Origin of the sequence: Rhizobium sp. BR 315, from assembly GCF_050577975.1 — a bacterium.
Lineage (GTDB): Bacteria > Pseudomonadota > Alphaproteobacteria > Rhizobiales > Rhizobiaceae > Rhizobium > Rhizobium miluonense.
Genome location: NZ_JARWKZ010000015.1, coordinates 18,834 through 37,488, shown reverse-complemented (window position 1 = coordinate 37,488; position 18,655 = coordinate 18,834). Strand labels below are relative to the sequence as shown.

22 protein-coding genes are annotated in these 18,655 nt (G+C 60.1%); 5 read left to right on the top strand and 17 right to left on the bottom strand.

The genetic code is table 11. The annotated features are described in order from the left end of the window. Position 1: 1 nt before the first annotated feature. The 9 genes from QD409_RS16700 to QD409_RS16660 form a co-directional block, all read right to left on the bottom strand. Positions 2-997 carry an ABC transporter ATP-binding protein gene (locus QD409_RS16700; protein WP_430763144.1) on the bottom strand — a complete coding sequence of 332 codons (996 nt, stop codon included), beginning with the start codon at positions 995-997 and terminating at the stop codon, positions 2-4. Further along, positions 994-2,010: an ABC transporter ATP-binding protein gene (locus tag QD409_RS16695; protein ID WP_430763143.1), complete on the bottom strand. Its 1,017-nt coding sequence runs from the start codon at positions 2,008-2,010 to the stop codon at positions 994-996. The genes QD409_RS16700 and QD409_RS16695 overlap by 4 nt, the downstream gene beginning before the upstream one ends. Further along, positions 2,003-2,866, bottom strand: a complete 864-nt coding sequence (locus QD409_RS16690; RefSeq protein ID WP_430763142.1) for a metallophosphoesterase — start codon at positions 2,864-2,866, stop codon at positions 2,003-2,005. The genes QD409_RS16695 and QD409_RS16690 overlap by 8 nt, the downstream gene beginning before the upstream one ends. A 67-nt stretch (positions 2,867-2,933) precedes the next feature. After that, positions 2,934-4,574, bottom strand: a complete 1,641-nt coding sequence (locus QD409_RS16685; RefSeq protein ID WP_430763141.1) for an ABC transporter substrate-binding protein — start codon at positions 4,572-4,574, stop codon at positions 2,934-2,936. Positions 4,575-4,709: 135 nt separating this feature from the next. Continuing rightward, the gene (locus QD409_RS16680) at positions 4,710-6,245 is read right to left on the bottom strand and encodes an alkaline phosphatase family protein (RefSeq protein WP_430763140.1); all 1,536 of its coding nucleotides are present in this window, start codon (positions 6,243-6,245) and stop codon (positions 4,710-4,712) included. Continuing rightward, entirely contained in the window at positions 6,238-7,059 is an 822-nt protein-coding gene (locus QD409_RS16675) for a DeoR/GlpR family DNA-binding transcription regulator (RefSeq protein ID WP_092847604.1), read from the bottom strand. Before QD409_RS16675 ends, QD409_RS16680 begins: the two co-directional genes overlap by 8 nt. A 132-nt stretch (positions 7,060-7,191) precedes the next feature. Then, on the bottom strand, positions 7,192-7,719 hold the full coding sequence (locus QD409_RS16670; RefSeq protein ID WP_092847601.1) for a GNAT family N-acetyltransferase: 528 nt from the start codon (positions 7,717-7,719) through the stop codon (positions 7,192-7,194). A 483-nt stretch (positions 7,720-8,202) separates the two neighbouring features. Then, positions 8,203-8,886, bottom strand: coding sequence for a glutathione S-transferase family protein (locus tag QD409_RS16665; protein WP_092847598.1), 684 nt, complete (start codon positions 8,884-8,886; stop codon positions 8,203-8,205). Positions 8,887-8,908: 22 nt separating this feature from the next. Beyond that, entirely contained in the window at positions 8,909-9,319 is a 411-nt protein-coding gene (locus QD409_RS16660) for a DoxX family protein (protein WP_430763139.1), read from the bottom strand. A gap of 83 nt (positions 9,320-9,402) precedes the next feature. On the opposite strand from QD409_RS16660, the gene QD409_RS16655 reads away from it, so the two are divergent. Continuing rightward, positions 9,403-9,861 (top strand): MarR family winged helix-turn-helix transcriptional regulator, encoded by a 459-nt coding sequence (locus QD409_RS16655; protein WP_430763138.1) that lies wholly within the window; start codon positions 9,403-9,405, stop codon positions 9,859-9,861. Between the two features lie 92 nt (positions 9,862-9,953). Here QD409_RS16655 and QD409_RS16650 read toward each other — a convergent pair whose 3' ends face one another. The 7 genes from QD409_RS16650 to ctlX all read right to left on the bottom strand — a co-directional run bounded on the left by QD409_RS16650 (position 9,954) and on the right by ctlX (position 16,140). Then, the gene (locus tag QD409_RS16650; RefSeq protein WP_430763137.1) at positions 9,954-11,105 is read right to left on the bottom strand and encodes a M20 aminoacylase family protein; all 1,152 of its coding nucleotides are present in this window, start codon (positions 11,103-11,105) and stop codon (positions 9,954-9,956) included. Between the two features lie 8 nt (positions 11,106-11,113). Then, on the bottom strand, positions 11,114-11,878 hold the full coding sequence (locus tag QD409_RS16645; protein ID WP_430763136.1) for an ABC transporter ATP-binding protein: 765 nt from the start codon (positions 11,876-11,878) through the stop codon (positions 11,114-11,116). 26 nt (positions 11,879-11,904) lie between these two features. Further along, on the bottom strand, positions 11,905-12,606 hold the full coding sequence (locus QD409_RS16640; RefSeq protein ID WP_430763135.1) for an ABC transporter permease: 702 nt from the start codon (positions 12,604-12,606) through the stop codon (positions 11,905-11,907). Continuing rightward, positions 12,606-13,319: an ABC transporter permease gene (locus QD409_RS16635; RefSeq protein WP_430763134.1), complete on the bottom strand. Its 714-nt coding sequence runs from the start codon at positions 13,317-13,319 to the stop codon at positions 12,606-12,608. Before QD409_RS16635 ends, QD409_RS16640 begins: the two co-directional genes overlap by 1 nt. Positions 13,320-13,503: 184 nt before the next feature. Further along, on the bottom strand, positions 13,504-14,304 hold the full coding sequence (locus tag QD409_RS16630) for a transporter substrate-binding domain-containing protein (protein ID WP_430763133.1): 801 nt from the start codon (positions 14,302-14,304) through the stop codon (positions 13,504-13,506). A gap of 28 nt (positions 14,305-14,332) precedes the next feature. After that, complete coding sequence (locus QD409_RS16625; protein WP_430763132.1) at positions 14,333-15,136, bottom strand: dimethylarginine dimethylaminohydrolase family protein; 804 nt, start codon at positions 15,134-15,136, stop codon at positions 14,333-14,335. A 41-nt stretch (positions 15,137-15,177) separates the two neighbouring features. After that, positions 15,178-16,140 (bottom strand): citrulline utilization hydrolase CtlX, encoded by a 963-nt coding sequence (gene ctlX / locus QD409_RS16620; RefSeq protein WP_430763131.1) that lies wholly within the window; start codon positions 16,138-16,140, stop codon positions 15,178-15,180. Between the two features lie 171 nt (positions 16,141-16,311). Here ctlX and QD409_RS16615 point away from each other — a divergent pair, with 171 nt between their 5' ends. The 4 genes from QD409_RS16615 to QD409_RS16600 are packed head-to-tail and all read left to right on the top strand — an operon-like array spanning position 16,312 to position 18,097. Beyond that, positions 16,312-16,608 (top strand): hypothetical protein, encoded by a 297-nt coding sequence (locus QD409_RS16615; RefSeq protein WP_430763130.1) that lies wholly within the window; start codon positions 16,312-16,314, stop codon positions 16,606-16,608. Positions 16,609-16,657: 49 nt separating this feature from the next. Next, positions 16,658-16,987: an ArsR/SmtB family transcription factor gene (locus QD409_RS16610; RefSeq protein WP_092847542.1), complete on the top strand. Its 330-nt coding sequence runs from the start codon at positions 16,658-16,660 to the stop codon at positions 16,985-16,987. After that, complete coding sequence (locus QD409_RS16605) at positions 16,984-17,463, top strand: SRPBCC family protein (RefSeq protein WP_430763129.1); 480 nt, start codon at positions 16,984-16,986, stop codon at positions 17,461-17,463. Before QD409_RS16610 ends, QD409_RS16605 begins: the two co-directional genes overlap by 4 nt. Before the next feature lie 13 nt (positions 17,464-17,476). After that, positions 17,477-18,097 (top strand): glutathione S-transferase family protein, encoded by a 621-nt coding sequence (locus QD409_RS16600; RefSeq protein WP_430763128.1) that lies wholly within the window; start codon positions 17,477-17,479, stop codon positions 18,095-18,097. A gap of 41 nt (positions 18,098-18,138) precedes the next feature. On the opposite strand, the gene QD409_RS16595 is transcribed toward QD409_RS16600, so the two are convergent. Next, positions 18,139-18,615: an RrF2 family transcriptional regulator gene (locus tag QD409_RS16595; RefSeq protein ID WP_430763127.1), complete on the bottom strand. Its 477-nt coding sequence runs from the start codon at positions 18,613-18,615 to the stop codon at positions 18,139-18,141. Positions 18,616-18,655: the final 40 nt, after the last annotated feature.

The window sequence follows — 18,655 nt, the reverse complement described above, 5'->3', positions numbered from 1 at the left end:
CTCAGGCCACCTCCATGCCGGATAGCGAGGGATTGTTGACGAGGTGGCAAGCCACCGCGCGACGGCCCTTTTCGACGAGCTCGGGGCGGATCGAGCGGCAGGCTTTGCGTACCTCTGGGCAGCGGGTGTGGAAGGGACAGCCGGCGGGCATGTCGATGGCGCTCGGCGGATCGCCCTTCAAGACGATGCGATTGCGTCTGCTGCGTCCCGGCATCGGCACGGCGGAAACCAGGGCACGGGTATAGGGATGGGCCGGGTTGGCGAAGACTTCACCGACATCGCCCATTTCGACGATCCGGCCCAGATACATGACGGCAACGCGCTCGGCGACCTGACGCACAACCTTGAGGTCATGGCTGACGAAGACGCCGGTGAAGTTGGCGCGGGTGCGGATGTCGTCGAGCACATTGAGAACCTGCGCCTGCACGGAAACGTCGAGCGCGGATACCGGCTCGTCGCAGACCAGCAGCTCCGGATCGATGATGAGCGCCCGGGCGATGATGACGCGCTGGCGCTGGCCGCCCGACATTTCATGCGGATAGCGGGTGCCGTGGTGGGCGAGCAGGCCGATCTGCCCCATGACATCGGCTACATGAGCGCGACGTTCGGCGGCGGAGAGCTCCGGTCGATGGACGATCAGTGGCTCTTCGATCTGTAGCCCCACGGGAATGCGCGGGTCGAGCGCTCCGAGAGGATCCTGGTAGATCATCTGCATGCGCCGGCGCATGCGGCGCCAATCGGCATCCGGCTTGGCACTGACCTTTTCGCCGCCGAAGCGGATTTCGCCGCCGCTGGCGGGTATATGGCCGAGCAGCAGCCTGGCCGTCGTCGATTTGCCGCTGCCGCTCTCGCCAACGATGCCGAGCATTTCACCGGGCGCAACGTTGAAGGAAATTCCGTCGACGGCTTTGAGGAGCTTGGTGGCGGAGAACAGCAGGCCGCGTTCGCGCACCTTGAAGACCCGGCTCAAGTTTCGGACTTCCAGCGCGCCTTTCATTGCATGGCTCCCGCCAGGACATCGCTCGCCGCTACTGACGGCGATATGAGCATGCAGGCGGCGCGGTGCGCAACCTGGCCACCCACCATGCGCAGTGTCGGCACGGCCTGCGCGCATGTTGTCATGGCCGCGGGGCAGCGCGGTGTGAAAGGGCAGCCGGGCGGCAGTCTATCGGGTGGCGGCACCGTGCCGGGGATGGCGACAAGCCGGCGGCGAGGGCCATCGAGATCCGGCAGCGCGGCAATCAGCCCGCGCGTATAGGGATGAGCAGGCCTGGAGAACAGCGCACTCGTCGGCGTGTCCTCGACCACGCGACCGCAATACATGACGACGACGCGCTCGGTCATTTCCGATACCATGCCGAGATCATGCGAGATCAGGACGAGCGCCATATTGCGTTCGCGACGCAGGTCATCGAGGAGATCGAGGATCTGCGCTTGAATGGTGGCATCCAGCGCTGTCGTCGGTTCGTCGGCGACGAGTAGTTCGGGATCGCCGGCCAAGGCCATGGCGATCATCACGCGCTGGTTCATGCCGCCGGAGAACTCATGCGGATATTCGCCCAAGCGGCGGCGGGCATTGGCGATCCCGACGCGATCAAGCAGACGTTCTGCTTCTTTGCGGGCTTCCGCTCCGCGCAGATTCCGGTGTAGCGCGAGGGCCTCGGTCAATTGCCAACCGATCTGGTGGAGCGGGTTCAGTGAGCTGGTCGGGTCCTGGAAGATCATCGCCACACGACCGCCGCGAATGGCGTTGAGCTTTGGCTCGGGCAAACCAAGGATCTCGCGGCCGTCGAATTTGATCGAGCCGTCAACGCGGGCATTGGCACCGAGCAAGCCAAGGCTTGCCATCCAGGTGATCGACTTGCCGCAACCGCTTTCGCCGACGATGCCAAGCGTCTCGCCGCGGTGGATGGATAGGTTGACGCCGTGCAGGGCACGCGCCGTGTGGTGGCGACTGCTGAAATCGACGCAAAGGTTGGAAATCTGGACGAGCGGGGCAGCTTCAGCCATGTTGCGTTTCCATCTGCTGTTCGCGCAGGGCGCGCAAGGTGCCGCGATCGACGGTAATGAGGTGTCGCCCGGTACTCTCAAGCACCACGCAGCTCAGGACCCCGGTGGCATAGATGCCCGTGTCGACATTGATGCGGTTGGGCAGGCTCTCGACGCGAGGGCCTGAGGTATGGCCATGCACCACGACCTTTCCAAAGTCCGTTCTTGAGGTCAGAAACCGGTCGCGAATCCATGTCAGGTCTTCCTTGCGCTGCTCCCCGAGGGATCGATCGGGATTCACGCCCGCATGAGCGAAGAAGTAGCCGCCCCGTTGGTAGGATAGTAGCAGGGTGGCGATGAACTCCTTGTGACGCTGCGGCATGCGTGCGACGAGAGCGAGCCGCATGACCTCGGCTGCTACCGGATCGGCCATTGCGCGCATGACCTCCTCGGGGGAGAAACCGTAGGATGCCAAGGTCTCAAGCCCGCCCTTGCGGCCCCAGAGTGGTAGAACGGCGGCGTCGGTCAGGAACTCGTTGAGCCAGGCATCGTGATTGCCGGTAAGGCAGACGATTTCCATCGTCTCGTTGGCGGCATTCTGCTGGGCGGCGATCTGCTCGATGACCGACCGGGAATGCAGGCCGCGATCGATCAGGTCGCCGAGATAGACAATCACCACGCGCTCGACAGGGTGCTGTGCTCGATCGGCGGCGATAGCTGCCTGCATGGCCAGCAGATGATCGAGATGGCCGTGGATATCACCTACGGCATAGATGCGCACGCCTTCGGTGCCGGCCGGCAGCACGTCGCGAAAATGGCTCCAATTGCCGCCGCTCATGTCGATCGGCAGAGGTTGCCGCATAAAGAAGGTGGTCACGAAGTTCGTCCTGCAAGGTCGAGGAAGGCGGCGGACGAGCGTTGAAGCGCCCGCCCGCGCGGTGTCTTTAGTTCTTGATGGCGAAATGGCCCGGCGTGAAGTCCATGGCAAACATCGCCGACGGCGCCCATTCGATGTTCGATCGCTTGCCGTAAAGAATGGCGTTCTGGTGCAGGACGATCATGCCTGGATCTTCGTTCTCGATGATGTCGAGGGCGCGCGTGAAGGCCTTTTTGACCTCGGCTCGATCGGTCGACTTGTTCAGTACGTCGCACAGCCGGTCGAACTCGTCGTTCTGCCACATCCCGGACTTTGGATTGGTCTTGGTGTTGTAGGTGCCGTTCGGGCAGTTGTTGGCCAGAAGCGCTGCCGGGAAGGCGAAATAGGCGGTGTTCGAAAGGTCCTGCATCATGCGGTGGGGGCTCGGATCATTGGGATTATCGATGACCGAAAATTCGATGTTGAAGCCGATGGCACGCAGATTTTCGAGATTGTACTGCGCAATGGTCAATTCGTTGGGATAATAGTTGTTGTGCGCGCGGTAGGTGATCGGTTCGCCCTTGTAGCCGGATTCGGCCAGAAGCTGCTTGGCCAGCTGCGGATTGTACTCCGAGGTCTGGTGATCGGTGGCGAAGAGATCTCCGAACAGTGGATGCTGGAAGCCTTGCGACATCGCGGTGCGGCCGCCCCAGAGCGTCTTGACGATGGTCTGCCGGTCGATGGCATGGCTCAAGGCCTGGCGCACCTTCACGTTCTTGAGAGGGCCGTTGTTCTCGTCGAGAGCGATGAAACGCACGTTGGCGACGGGGCCGCCGACGACACGGAAGTCGGACGAGCCTTCGATCATCGGGACCTGATCGGGACCGACATCGGAGATGATATCATACTCACCCGACATCAGGCCGTTCACGCGGCTGGCAGCTTCCGGCACGACGAGGATGTTAAGCTTGTCGATCGGAGGCTTGCCGCCCCAGTAATCGGGATTGGCGACCATGTGGATGGCCGAGCCGGGCTCGATGTTTTCGACCTTGTAGGGGCCGGTGGCGATCGGCTTGGCCGCCCAGGCGTTCCAGCTGGCGGTTTTCATGAAACCGCGCTTGGAGATGATGGCGGCATAGTTGACGCGGGCGAGGCGGGCTTCGGTATCAAGCGTGGCCTTCTTCATGACGAAGCGGACGGTGAGGTCATTGACGGCTTCGACATGGTCGAGCAGCGGCCATTCGGAGGCGCGGCTGGCTGCGACGGTCGCCGGCGGCACGATGCCCTTGCTGCCGTCGGCACGGGTGAAAGTGGTTTCGCCCTTTTCGCGGGCGGCCGTCTGCGAGGGCAGCAGGCCGAAGCGTTCGTCCGAGAATGAGAAGACGACGTCTTCCGCGGTCATGGTGTCGCCGTTGTGGAACTTGACGTTCGGACGCAGCTTGAACTCGAGCGTCTTATCGTCGATCCACTTCCATTCGGTCGCGAGCCCTGGCTTGGAGGCAAGGTTGGGGTCCTGCAGATCAAGCGCGATAAGCTGTTCGAAGACCGAGTTCTGGAATTTGCGCGCCGCTGTGCTGCTGTACTCGACGGTTTCGATCGAGCCGGCATTGCCCATGGACTGGACCGCAACGTTGATGGTGACGTCCTTAGCCATCGCAACGGAGGCGAAGCCAAGGAACAAGCCGCTCATCAGAGCAGCTTTGGTGAAGGTCTTGAGGGTCGGTTGCATATACGTCTCCCGTGAGGCCGCCTGTTCGCGGCATGGCTCGACCGTGATCTGCCGAAGAGGGTTCGGCAGACTGCGTGATTAATGGGCGCCGCGAGTTCGCCCTCGCAGCGGGAAAAGTTCTAGATGTGGCGCTCGTTACTCGGCTGGCGCCTTGACCACGATTGCCTCGTGGCTGACCGATGGGACCGTGGCCGCCGGCGAGGCCCAGGCCTCATCGACATAGCTTTGGGTCCCCACACTTCCGAAGCGCAGGTGCGAGGTCTTGCCCTGAGCCGTAGCCGTAAACTCTTCGGAGACCGGAGCGCCGATGGCTTCACCGTTCTCCAGCAATTCGTGCATGACACGGCCGGTCATGGTGTCCGGCGCGGCAATGCCCAGCATGTGCAGGCACGTCGGCGCTAAATCCGTGATACCGGTGCGGGTGGTGATGACCTGTCCTCCCGCCTTGAGGCCGGCGCCGTCGGCAATCAGCACGGCCGTCAATTCGGCGAGATGCAGGCCGCCATGCGTGCCGCCGCCGACATCGATCTTGTAATTGCCGACATCGCAGGTTGATGTGCCCGGCACGCCGAATTCATTGGGCGTATGGTCGCCGACGAGGTTGATATAGAGATCGGGTGCCCGCAGATGACCGGCGCCGGTCAATTCTAGCGCCAAAGTACCGTCGATCGTGCCATAGGGCGAACCAGGCTCGATGGCGCGGGTAAAGGTCGCGCCATACCAATCCTGCGCCACGATGGCATCAAAGGCGGCCTGCAGGAGTCCCTTATCGTACTGGCGCAGCCACAGGCCAGGCGCGCGACCGCGGCGGAAGATGATGTCGACTTCATCGTCGAAACGGGTGGCGGCGCGGATGCCTGCGGCCTTGAAGGCATCGTCGACATTGATGAAGCGGGTCGAGGTCGTGTGGCCGTGGTCTGAGGTGATGAAAACAGCGATCGCATCGCGCTCGGGCTGATGCTCGCGCCAGTCGAGCAGGGCGCCGATGGCCGCATCGCACTGGATCAGGCTTTCAATCTGCCCTTCGGTGCCGAGCCCGTGGAGATGGGAAGCGCTGTCGACTTCGGTCAGCCAGATGATCGAGGCGCTCGGCTTCTTGGCCGGCCAGACGGAATTGACGAAGATGTCGACTGCCTTAGCCTCGGCGCCGCGTTCGAAGCCTGTGCTTGGGACTTTGTGGCGTGCGGTGATGTCGATGGCGAGATCGTGCGGGAAGGCGAGCTGCGGATGGCGGACGTTGAAGCCCGTCTGCCCAAGTTCGGCACCTTTCCAATTGAGCGAGGTGAACGAACCCTGACCGCTGGAGGTGACGACGGCAAAGGACCTGCCGGCTTTGGCGAGGGTTTCGCTGAGGTTGACCGTGTGCACCATGCCGCCGGCATATTGTGCCTCGCCATGGCGCCAATCGTGGATGGTGTCGGTGCCGGCAAGTCTGTTGCCGCCGTCGCGGGCGTAGAAATCGTTGCCCAGAACGCCCGTGCTCTCGGGCTTGGCACCATTGGCCAGTGCCGACAGCGCGCCGCGCGTTTCGCTCGGAAACACCGTGCGGTGATCGCTGCTGGCGACGCCCCTTTGCTTCAGGGCGTGAAGGTTCGGCATGGTCACGGCATTGATCTGGTCGGGCCGGAGCCCGTCGACGCCGAGAATGATGGCGTGGGCAATGTCACTCATGGTCCGGGTTCTCTGCTGCGGTAGAAACTTGGAGCGCGTCGTCGTCCGCTTTCTCCGGGTAAAGGATGCTGGCGCCAGCCTCGGTGAGAAGAGCGGTAAAACGGGGGGCGAGCTGTTCGTCGGTGACGAAGGTGCTGATATCCTTGAAGGGGATGGACTGGTAGCGGCCAGGTGCACCGATCTTGGTGTGATCGGCCACATAGATGGCGTCGCGCGACTGGCTGACGATCTGCAGCTTGAGCCGCATGTTGTGGCGGGTTTCTTCGACGAGGCCGAAGCGTTCGTCCAATCCGTAGACGCCGACTATGGAGAGATCGAAGCTGCAGTTTTCGATGGCATCGAAAACTTCGTCGCCGATCAGCATCTTGCTTGAGGCATTATATTCGCCACCGGTGAAATGAACACGGTGGCGCTGGCCCGCCTGCAGCGCTTCGCCGATAGCAGGCATATTCGTCATCACCGAAACGGTCGGGCCGTCGCGCATCGCCTCCGCAACGGCAAGCACCGAGGAACCGCCGGTCATGAATATCCATTGATCGGCTTCGATGAGCGAGGAAACCCTGCGGCCCATGGCCTGCTTCCCAGCCCGCTCCATCAGCACACGGTCTTCGAGCGGCGCCTTGCGATCCGACGGGATGGCGCCGCCATAAACACGTCTTAGGGCTCCATTGCGCTCGAGCGCCACTAGGTCGCGGCGCACCGTCTCGGTCGAAACCCCGAATGCCTCGGCCATGGCGGCGATCGACATGCCATGGCCGCCGTTGACGAGGCTGACAATGTTTTGATGTCGACCGGCTGCGGGAAGTTTCGACAAAGGTCTCTCCTTGGTTCGCGGAGAGACTTAGAGGTTCAAAATTACAGTCGCGTGACACCTAATTGAAGTTTGTGTAACGAAATTAAGAGAGGCAACATTATCACACAAAGTCCAACATTCGGCGGCGCAGCTCTACAGACCTGCCGATAGAGCCTTGCTCAGCATGACGCTGCGATAATTGGTGTGGGACCATTGTTCATGGCCAATGAAACGATAGCCAAGCCGGGTATACCAATCGACCAAATGCGTGGCGGGCTCAGCCGTATCGAGCGACAATTCCCGCGCACCACTGGCAATCGCCTGTCGCTCGGCAAAGGCGATCAGCTGGCGGCCAAGCCCCTTGGCCTGCAGGTCGGGCTCGACGCCGAATTGAGCAATGCTCGATACCTCCGGTTGGTCGTACCAGGCACAGCCCTTGGTCTGGCTTGCATTCTTGAACAGGATCGTGCCGCAGATTTTCCCGTCTATTAGGCCGACGAAACACTGACCTTCGGCAATGCGCTTCGCGGTAACCTCATCGCTCTGATGGGTCGCCATAAAGCGCAGCCCCATTCTCGCCAAGCCGCCATACGCGCGATGCAGCAATGCGGTCATTTCGTTTATGGAGTCGGTTTCCATCCATGGGCGTATGACCAGAGTAGAGGAGGTTGGACGTGTCATGTGCGATGCTCGCTGGCTGTCGTTAATATGGAGGTGATGAAAATTGATCTGCCAATACCTTTGAGCAGGACCCTTATGACCGCAGGGAGGTCGTTTTCGCCCTTCGTCGTATCCGCTTGGCTCAACAGGAGAGCTAGAAGCTCAAAATTACGGTTGCGTGACATTTGTTTGAAGTTTGTGTGCCCGGGCACACAGGATGACACTTATCCATAAAGGACCACAGGGAGTGGCAGGCAGTTCCATGCCCTCGCCGGTAAAGCCTCGCTCTGCGTGACGTTGCAATGACCGGCAACGACCTTGCAGACCGCGGACACCAACCAATAGAAGATCAATGACATCAAGATCGTGATTTCGCCGCTGGCCAAGATCGCTTCCGAGGCGATGGGGGGACAGATAATGAGGCCTGTACGCCGGAAAGGCTCGAGCCAGCGATTTGTCCTGCGCCGATGCTTTCATTGCCGCTGGCCTGGAATTGAGCTCATTTCATGCCGCCAATTTCAATAGCCAGGCATCATGGTGTTTGAGGAAGGCCATGAGGCGATTGCTGTAGTCGTCACTAACAGCCTGGCGTACGCTTTCGCGCTCGGCCAAGGCCTCTCGCCAGGGTTTGACGCGCGGCAGCCTATCAAAGACTCCGGTCGGTGTAATGGTGTCGAACACATCGAAATAGCGGAAGATTGGGGCAAAGACCGCGTCGACCAGGCTAAACGATTCGCCGGTGAAAAATGGCCCGGCACCCAATTCGGCCTCAACGCGGCCGAACTTGTCGATAAGGGCGAGGCGCTTGGCTTCATAGGTAGTGGCATCCTTGGCGGTCTCGAAGCCCCACAGGTCTGAAAGGATGGAGGAGCCGAACTCGATCCATCCCCGGTGCAGCGCCCGCTTCAATGGGTCAGCAGGGTGGAGCGGAGCGCCGGGTTGCGTTTCCTCCAGATATTCGCAGATCACGGCGCTCTCGAATAACACCGCTTCGGTTCCATCTTCCCCACTGACGATCAGCAGCGGCACCTTGCCGAGTGGCGAGATGGCATGGAACCAATCGGGCTTTGCCGACAGATCGATATAACGGCGCTCGAAAGGGATGTTCTTTTCGGCAAGGGCGATGGCGGCGCGCTGGACGTAAGGGCATAAATGGTGACTGACGAGGGTCAACTTTGTTTCGGACATGGTGAGTTCTCCTGAAGTCGGTTCAGCGTAAGGGAAGAGTTGGACGGAGTGCATAGCGGCCGTCGCCAAGCAGGAATTGGGCTACGGACAGCACGACGAGGTAGAGCGGATACTCCCAGCCACCGCCCGGCGCGTTGAACACCCACCCATTGCCGCTATGCGCCCAGATGATCGCGCCGAGCAGCGCCAGGAGCAGCGCTAAGGCGACCCAACGGGCATAGATGCCAAGAACCAGCATTAAGCCCCCGACGGCCTCGGCCGAGAAGGTGAGATATGCCAGCCATCCGGGCAGGCCAATCGACTCGAAATAGCTCGCCGTACCGGCAAGTCCGAAGGTGAAAAGTTTGAGCACAATGGAATGGGCGAGATACATCACGCCGAGGCTGACACGCAGCAGCGTGACGGCATATTCGGTCAGGCGATCATGAGACATGGGCGGAGGCTCCACTGAGTGTAGATGTTATTGCATCTATATTGAGTCTTGAGCTTTCGGTCAATATGGATGTAATTGCATCTATGTCCGAATGTTCAGATGCATCGCAACTCCACCCCTCCATCACCCGCGCATGGGTGCGGCTCATGCGCGCCCAGCAGATTGTCCTCGAGGCGATCGAGCAGGATCTGAAGGCGGCCTCTGTTCCGCCGCTTGGGTGGTATGACGTGCTTCTGGAACTGTCGCGAGCCGAGGACGGTAGATTGCGGCCTTACGAGATCGAGCAGCGTACGCTGCTGGCACAGCACAATCTGTCTCGCCTTCTGGACCGGATGGAAAAGGCCGGGCTTGTTCAGCGGGAAGTATTCTCAGAAGACGGTCGCGGCCGTTGGGTCATCATTACCGACAATGGCCGAACCATGCAGAAGCGCATGTGGAGCGTCTATGCGGCAGCGATCCAGCGTCATCTCGGTGATAAATTGGACATTGCTCAGGCTGATCAACTGGCCGATTTACTGGCAAAGCTGTCACGCACTCCCTGATTTCTCGGGTAAAACCAGAGCGGTAACTTTCCTGAGGCAGGGCACGGTTTGCCGTGCCCGCCCAGTCCATCGGCGTCGCTTTGTCTGGAGATCTATGCCAGTCGATCCTTGGCCAGATAGTAGAAATACAACGCGCCGCGCTCAAGGATCTCGTCGTTGAAGTCGTAGGTCGTGGTGTGCAGGCCAGCGCTGTCGCCGTTGCCGATCAGGACATAGGCGCCGGGAACCTTTTCGAGCAGGAACGAAAAGTCCTCGCTTCCCATCAATGGAAGGTCAAGATCGACAAATGCGTCCTCGCCGAAGCGCTGCACGATCATGGATTTTGCCGTTTCCACGGCTTGCCTGTTGTTGATGGTCGCGGGATAGCCGACATGCCAGTCGAAAGAGATATCGGCACCGTAGCTCTTGGACTGAAATGTTGCGATCTGTTTCACGCGCCCGCGGATCTCCTCGCGCACCTTCGGGTTCATCGCCCGCATGCTGATCTCAAGCACTGCAGTGTCGGGGATGATGTTGGATGCCGAGCCGGATAGGAAGGCGCCGACGGTCACGACCGCGGGCTGGTGAGGGGAGATGTTTCGCGACACCAGCGTCTGGAGCGCCATGACGATGCTGGAGCCGACGACCACGGGATCGACGGTCAGTTCCGGCTGCGCACCATGGCCGCCCTTGCCCTTCACGGTCACCGTCACCACGTCGATCGAGGCTGCGATCGGTCCGGCGCGGGTCGTGAAGGTGCCGGTTGGGATGCCCGGCCAGTTATGCAGCGCGAAAACCTGATCGCAGGGGAAGCGCTCGAACAAACCATCCTCGATCATCAGCTTGCCGCCGCCAAAATTCTCCTCGGCCGGCTGGAAGATGAAATGCACGGTGCCGGAGAAACTTTTGTCCTGCGACAGCGCCCACGCCGCACCGAGAAGCATGCTCGTATGGCCGTCATGGCCGCAGGCATGCATGGCGCCCGGGTGCTGGCTGGCATAGGGAAGGTTGGTTTCCTCCTGCATCGGCAGGGCGTCGAAATCGGCGCGAAAGCCGATGGCGCGATTGCTGTTGCCAGCGCGAAGGCTCGCGACGATGCCGGTCTTGCCGAGGCCGCGCGTGATCTCGAAGCCCCATTTTTCGAGTTGAGTGGCAATGAAATCGGACGTCTTAAATTCTGAAAGCCCGATCTCCGGCATCTGGTGCAGCCGGTGCCGGATCTCGATAAGTTCCGGCAGGAAATTCTGGAAATCGATGTCGCTCATTTCAGTCCTCATCCCATCCGGAGAAATTGGCGAAGCCGTTCGGATTGCGGGTTCCTCATGACGTTCTCAGGGGCGCCACGCTCTTCGACCAGTCCCTTGTGCAGGAAGATCACCTCGCTCGAAATGTCGCGCGCAAGCGCCATCTCGTGGGTGACCATGATCATGGTGCGCCCTTCTTCGGCAAGCTTCTTGATCACCTGAAGCACCTCATTGACGAGCTCCGGATCGAGTGCGGATGTCGGCTCGTCGAAAAGCATCACCTCTGGCCTCATGGCAAGCGCACGGGCGATTGCCGCGCGTTGCTGCTGCCCGCCGGAGAGTTGTGCCGGATATTGATCGCGCTTCGGCGTAATGCCGACCTTCTCCATCAAGACCTCAGCCTCGGCGATCGCATCCTTGCGTGACGTGCCGAGAACATGGATCGGTCCTTCGATGATGTTTTCGAGGATCGTCCGGTGAGACCAGAGATTGAAGCTCTGGAAGACCATGCCGAGCCGGGTGCGAATGTGTTCCAGCTGCCGGGGATCCGCAGCATGCATCTTGCCGCCCCGCGCCGGAGCCGTGCGGATGGCTTCACTCGCCACCGAGATTTCGCCCCTGTCCGGCGTCTCGAGATAGTTGATGCAACGGAGCAAGGTGCTCTTGCCCGAACCGCTGCTGCCGATCAGCGAGATCACATCGCCCTTGCGGGCTTCGAAGGATATACCCTTCAACACCTCGACATCGCCGAAGCTCTTGTGGATGTCCTTCACCGAGAGCGCAGTCTCGACCATTTCAATTCCTCCCGAGGCTTTCAAGCTCACTTCCGAGCGGCGCGATAGCGCGTCATGCGGAGCTCGACGACGTTCATGATCCGGGTCAGGATGAAGACCACGGCGAAATAGATGATGCCGGCGGCGATCAGCGGTTCGAAGATCAGCAGCGACTGGCGCTGCAGCATCCGCGCGGTTCCCATCACCTCAAGAATGGTGATCGTCGAGGCGAGCGACGTCGTCTTCAGCAGGATGATGAGATCGCTCGTCAGAACCGGCATGCAGTGGCGGAATGCTTGCGGCAGCGTCACGCGACGAAGGATCGTCCATGGTCTCATGCCGACCGAAAGAGCCGCCTCGATCTGGCCGCGGGGGATCGCCTGAATAGCGCCACGGATGACTTCGGCATTATAGGACGCCTGGTTCAGGCTGAGTGCTGCAATCGCGTACCAAAGGCCGTCACGCAGATAGGGCCAGAGGAAGCTGTGGCGAACCCAGGTTCCAGGCAGGACCTGACCGAGGCCGTAATAGATCAGATAGATCTGCACCAGCAAAGGCGTGCCGCGAAAGGTGAAGGTGAAGGCGAAGGCGGGCCAGGCCAGCAACCTGTACTTCGACAGGCGGGCGAGCGCGGTCAGCGTGCCGATGACGAGGCCGAAGATGCCTGCCGTTACCGTCAGCAGCAGCGTCAGCGGCATGGCCTTGATGAGGGCAGGCAGGAAGGAAATGACGTTGGTGATCGTTTCCATCAGCGATGCCCCCGGTTCAGGTGCTTTTCGATGCGGCTGATGACGAGAACGGAAACCAGCGTAATAAGCAGGAAGAGCAGGGCCGTCAGGCCATAGAAGAGAATGTATTGCTTGGTGCTGGCGGCTGCGCGGTAGCCGGTATAGAGCAACTCGCTAAACGAGCCGAGCACGGAGATGATGGCGCTTTCCTTGGTGATGGACAGCCAGAGATTGCCCATTCCGGGCACCGCATGGCGCATCATTTGCGGCAGGACGACGCGGGTCAGGATCTTGCGCTGCCGCATACCGATCGACACGGCCGCCTCGATCTGGCCGGGGGGCACCGCAAGATAGGCGGAGCGGAGAACCTCGGTCATGAAGGCGCCGGAGACGAAGGCGAGCGCGATGATAGCCGCCCAGAAGGGGCTGAACTGGAAGCTGGAGTCGACGAGGCCGGCATATTTCAGGAAGCGTTCGGCACCGCTTGCGACGGAGAAATAGAGGAGAAGAATGACCAGCAGTTCCGGCAGCGAGCGTACGACCGTCGTATAGATTCCGGCGATGATGCGAAGCGACCGGTGGTGCGAAAGCTTGCCGGCGGCTCCCAGGAAGCCGAAAATCACTGCTACTATGTAGGAGACGATCGATACCTGGAGGGTCATCAGCAAGCCCCAGGCGAAATTTGCGCCCCAGCCTTCCGGCCCCCAGCCGAGCAAGTGCCAATATGTGTCCATGCGTTCTACCTGCTCTATGCGGCTTCGCCTGTGGAGGTCAGCCGGACGGCCTTATGTTGCCGATATGCGGAATCGGGCGCCGTCTGCTCATGAAGGCTGCGATGAGGCTGTGGAAGCGATGTCGCGACGCGAGCAGGTATGGGCGCCGCCGGGTGCGGAAGAGGCCACGCCCGGCGTCACGCAATTACTTCTTGTCGAAGATCCACTTGTCGACGAGCTTCTGCGTCGTGCCGTCCTTGTCGAGTTCGGCAAGGGCCTTGTTGACTTTGCCGAGTGTGTCCGAATCGCTCTTGCGGATGGCATAGGCTACGCCTTCGCCAAGCGTGGTGCTTTTCGGGACTTCGAGCTTCACCTCGTAGTCGGCACCCGCGGGCGACTTCAGGAACGTCTGGATGTAGAGATCCGGGATAAGAACATAGTCGACGCGGCCAGCAACGAGATCGGCAACGGAGTTGTCAGCGGTGTCGTAGCTCTTGGCTTCTGCACCCTTCAGGTACTTGGCGACGTAGGCGGCCTGGACGCTGGAGGTCTGCACGCCGATGATCTTGCCTGATACGATCGACGGATCGAGGATCTTGCCTGCGCCGTCAGGCGCATCGACCGTGGTGATCTTCGTGCTATCGGACTTGGCGCCGACGAAGGACGTTCCCTCGGTGTAGTAGGGCGTGCTGAAGTCGACGACCTTGCGGCGATCATCGGTGACTGAGAAGGCGCCGATGATGAAATCGACCTTCTTTTCGTTCAGCGACGGGATCAGGCCGTCCCAAGCCATCTGCTTGATATCGCACTTGATCTGCATTTTCGCGCAGACAGCGCGTGAAAGATCGGCCTCGAGGCCTTCCCATTGGCCGGCGGAATTGACCTGCGTAAACGGCATATAGGGCTCGGGGGTCATGCCGAGGCGGATGGTATCCTCGGCATGAGCAAAGCCGGCGGACAGTATCAGTGCGACACCGGCGATGATTTTCGATTTGAAGCTGTGCATTCTGTTCTCCCGTTGTTCTTGAGTTTGCTTATCGGCCGTTGCGGTACCAGCGCAGCGACATGCAGGACAGGCCCGCATCGATCTTTCCGATCTCGGTCGTCTTCATCGGCACGACCTTGTAGCCGAGCTTGTCGAGCATCTCGATCGTGCGCGGGAAGTCGGAACCGACCATGACGACATCATTGACGCGCAGTGCGTTGGCAGCGGGCTCCTCGCCTTCCGGAATGATGATCTGCTTGAAATCCTTGAAGACGCCGGAGCGGGCGAGGCGGGCGGTCGACAGCACGCTTTCGTCGTCGAGCAGCGAGCAATCGGTTTTGAAATGCAGCACGCCTTCCGGGGTCGCTACGATCTCAGCCTTGCGGCCGAGCTTGGCGATGCAGGCGGAAAGGGCCTCGGCACCAACCTTGTCGGTGCGTGCGGAAAGGCCGATCATGACGCTCTTCGGCGTCGTCAGCACGTCGCCGCCATCGGCAAAACCTGGGGTCGGCAGGTCAAGCACGGTTTCGAACATATCGCGCAGCGTCGGGGTGATTTCGGCCGTTTCGCCGACACGGCTGACGGCGCCCGGACGAAGGAGGATCGCGCCTTCGGGAAAGGCGAGTGCGGGGTCTTCCACGAAGATCGAGTCCGGGAAGGCTTCGAGCGCTGGCAGGATCGTTACTTCTACGCCGGCGTCACGCATGGCGGCGATATAGGCGTCGTGCTCGGCCTTGACGCCTTCATAGGTCGGGTTGCCCCGATCGTCGGCGCGAAGGCCATTGACGACAGAACGCGAAGGCTCGCGGACGATGACGGAATTGAAGTGATAGACTGATCTTGCTTGCGACATTTGCAGGTACCTTTACTTTTGTACGGGCTTCTCTATCCGGCTCAACCGGCGGCGTAAAGCAATTGTGTAGCTGCCGGCTCGCGGCGCGAAAGATGAATTCCGGCGAGCATGCAGCGGACCGATCCGCCCGCAAGCTCGATGGTCGAGACGTCGAATGGCAGCAATTTTGCCGACTGTTCGATGTCTTCGATCTGCGCGGCATCAAGCGCTTCGTGGGCCCTGGCGGACAGCACGACCAGCCTGCCGTCCTTGCCGTCCAGCTCAATCGCGTTGCCGGCGAAGTTCTCAATCTGCTCGATCGACAGGTCGATGACCTTGCGGCCAGTCTCTTCGAGGCGTGCGATGATTTCGCGCCTGCGGGCGACATCCGGGATCATCTGCGATCCGAGAAGTGCAAAGTCGGTTCCGATGCACATCAGCACGTTCGTGTGATAGATCGCCTTGCCGTTGCGATCGACTGCGTCGAAGACCATCGGCTCGAAATTGAAATGCGTGCAGAATCGTTCCAGTGCCACTTCATTGGTGCGGTTGGAGCGGACGGCATAGGCAACGCGGCCGATATGGTCGAGCACCATGGCGCCGGTGCCTTCGAGATAGACATGGTCTTTCTCAAGGCCGGAATAGTCGATTACGTCCTGGACGCGATAGTCGGTCTTCAGCATCTCGATCACGTCGCTGCGCCGTTCGGACTGGCGGCTCGCCGAATACATCGGATAGATGGCGACATGGCCGCCCGAGTGCGTGGAAAACCAGTTGTTCGGAAAGACGGAGTCGGGCGTTGCGGCTGTCTTGTCTTCGAAGACATGCACGGTCACGCCGGCCGCAGCCAGCCCCTCGGCCATGCGCGTCACCTCGTCGAAGGCGGTGCTGGCTATGGCCGCCGCCGCCCGCTTCTCGTCATTCGACTGGAACGAGTTGTCGTTGGCGGTCATCGGATTCGGCGTGAAGTGATGCGGCCGGATCATGACGACGGACTTCGGCGCTTGTACGGAAAGCTTGCTCATTGCTCAGACATCGCTCCGTCGCAGCACGGATGCTGTCTGACCAGGCAAGAGTGTTTTTATACCGACTGATCGGACCAACCCAGCGACATTGCCGCCGCCTACATAATCAACCACGTGTTTCAGCTCCCTCAGGAAGTTTGATGAGGGCAGCGTAGGTAGGCATAGCGTTAGTTGAAATTTGAGAACTATAGAAATTTTGATAGAAAAGTGAGCATACTGCTTGGTTGCTTTGTTCAAATTGTTCAGTGCACTTTTATGGTGTGCGGATTGGCGTTCGATTTCCTCTTGGCAGGAGGATTGGCGGACTGTGTTCTCTCGGTCTTGCTGCATGCGCTTTCCAACCTGGGCGAGGTGCTCAGCTTCGATCCTCAGCACTCCCGGAGCGAATTGCTACACGAACGGGAAGGTGACGAAGATACGCCGCATGGAGAGAAACTAAGTGCACATTTGGCGCATCGAGATGCTTGACCTTGGCTCAATTATATTGCTATGTGGCAATATAGCTAAAAGGTGATATATGCAGCAAAACCTCGATGCAATCTTCTCGGCACTGTCCGATCCGACACGACGGGCGATCGTCGCCAGGCTGAGTCAGGGCGCCGCCACGGTCGCCGAGCTCGCTGATCCTTTCGATCTGGCGCAGCCTACCATTTCCAAACATCTGAAAGTTCTGGAGGAAGCGGGGCTCATCGCCACGAGGCGGCAGGCGCAGTCACGTCCACGAGAGCTGTGCCCCATTGCATTAAAGGGGATCGCCGATTGGCTCGAAGACTACAGCCACTTCTGGCGAGAGAGCTTCGATCGTCTGGATGCCTACATTGAGAAGACAGGAGGAAACGAAAAATGAATTCTGATCAATTGCGTACGCCCGTCTCGAACGAAATTCGGATGGTGAGAGTGTTCGCTGCACCGCCCGAGGTGATTTTCAAGGCATGGACCGATCCCGAAATCATGGTGGAGTGGATGGGGCCGAAAGGCTTCCGGTGCGTTCCGGACAAACTCGAGCTGCGCATTGGCGGTGCCCATCGCGCCTGCCTCATAGCACCCAACGGCGAGAACCATTGGGTCGCGGGACGATATTTGGAGATCAACCCGCCATCACGTCTCCGCTTCACCCATCATTGGGAGCAGAGCGACGGCGGCATAAGCCCCGAGACGATCGTGACTGTCGACTTGGTCGCATTGGGAGGCTCGACGGAAATGACGTTTCACCAGGGACCGTTCAGCAGCGACGCGTCGCGCGATGGCCACACCGATGGCTGGAACCAGACCTTTGAACGACTGGCACTCCTGCTCAAGCACCAGGTCGAAGAGGGCCGGTGACATGGGACAACCTATGAAACTCTATTATTGCGAGACGCTAAATCCGCGAAAGGCCTGTGCGGCAGCCCGCTATCTCGGTGTGGACGTCGAGTTCATTCGCGTGGATCTGGCGCGTGGCGAGCAGAGAACGCCCGAATTTCTGGCACTCAATCCGAACGGCAAGGTTCCGGTTCTAACCGATGGCGATTTACGGCTATGGGAAGCCAACGCGATCATGCGCTTCCTGTCCGATCGGGCGGGTTCGGATTTTTGGCCGGAAGATGCGCGACGGTTCGATATGACACGCTGGATGAGTTGGGACGCCGTCCATTTTACCCGCTATGGCGCAACGATATGGTTCGAGAGGTTGATCAAGCCGCTGTTGGGGCTGCAGGAGGACGAGCGGATCATTGAAGAGGCGCGTTCAAGCCTCCTAGTGAGCTGCCGGATCATCGACGAACATCTCGCCGATCGGACATGGACCGTCGGACCTGCGGTAACTGCTGCAGATTTCGCAATCGGTGCCGCACTTCCATATGCGGATGCGATGGGATTCGATTTCCGTCAGTTTCGTCACCTGTCCCGATGGTACGAAGCGCTTGATCGGATCGACGCCTGGCATGATCCATTTCCGCCGAACCTTCAGCGAGATTAGCTAGGCCCCACGCTTACGATTGGAGACATGGACGAGTGCTGCTACTTGCTTGTTACCGTATTCGGCACCGGGTCGGGATTCTCGATGCCGAGAAGTTGGCGTAGCGCCACGGTTGGTCCGACGAGGTCCTGCAGCGTGTAACCATCCAGAACCTCGAGAAAGGCTGCAGCCGCAGTTGCAAGCGCGCGCTTGAGCACACAGGCCGGCAGCACCACACAGGCGTTGCCGCCTTCAGCCTCCATGCAGGGGACCAGCGCGAAGTCTGGCTCGCAGGCCCGGACAATATCCCCGACCCTGATCGCCGATGCTTCACGGGCGAGGCGCATTCCTCCTTGACGTCCCCGTATGGTCTCGATCAAACCCTTCCTGCCGAGTTCGTTGGTGATCTTCATCAGGTGAGCCTTGGAGATACTGTAAGCTGCTGCCACGTCGTCGATCGTCGACAAGCTGCCGCCCTTGCGGAGGCCGAGATACATCATTAGCCGCAACGCATAGTCGGAGTAAACTGTCAGCCGCATGAATTCTCTCCCGATTCCATCGCAGCATAATAGCAATCAG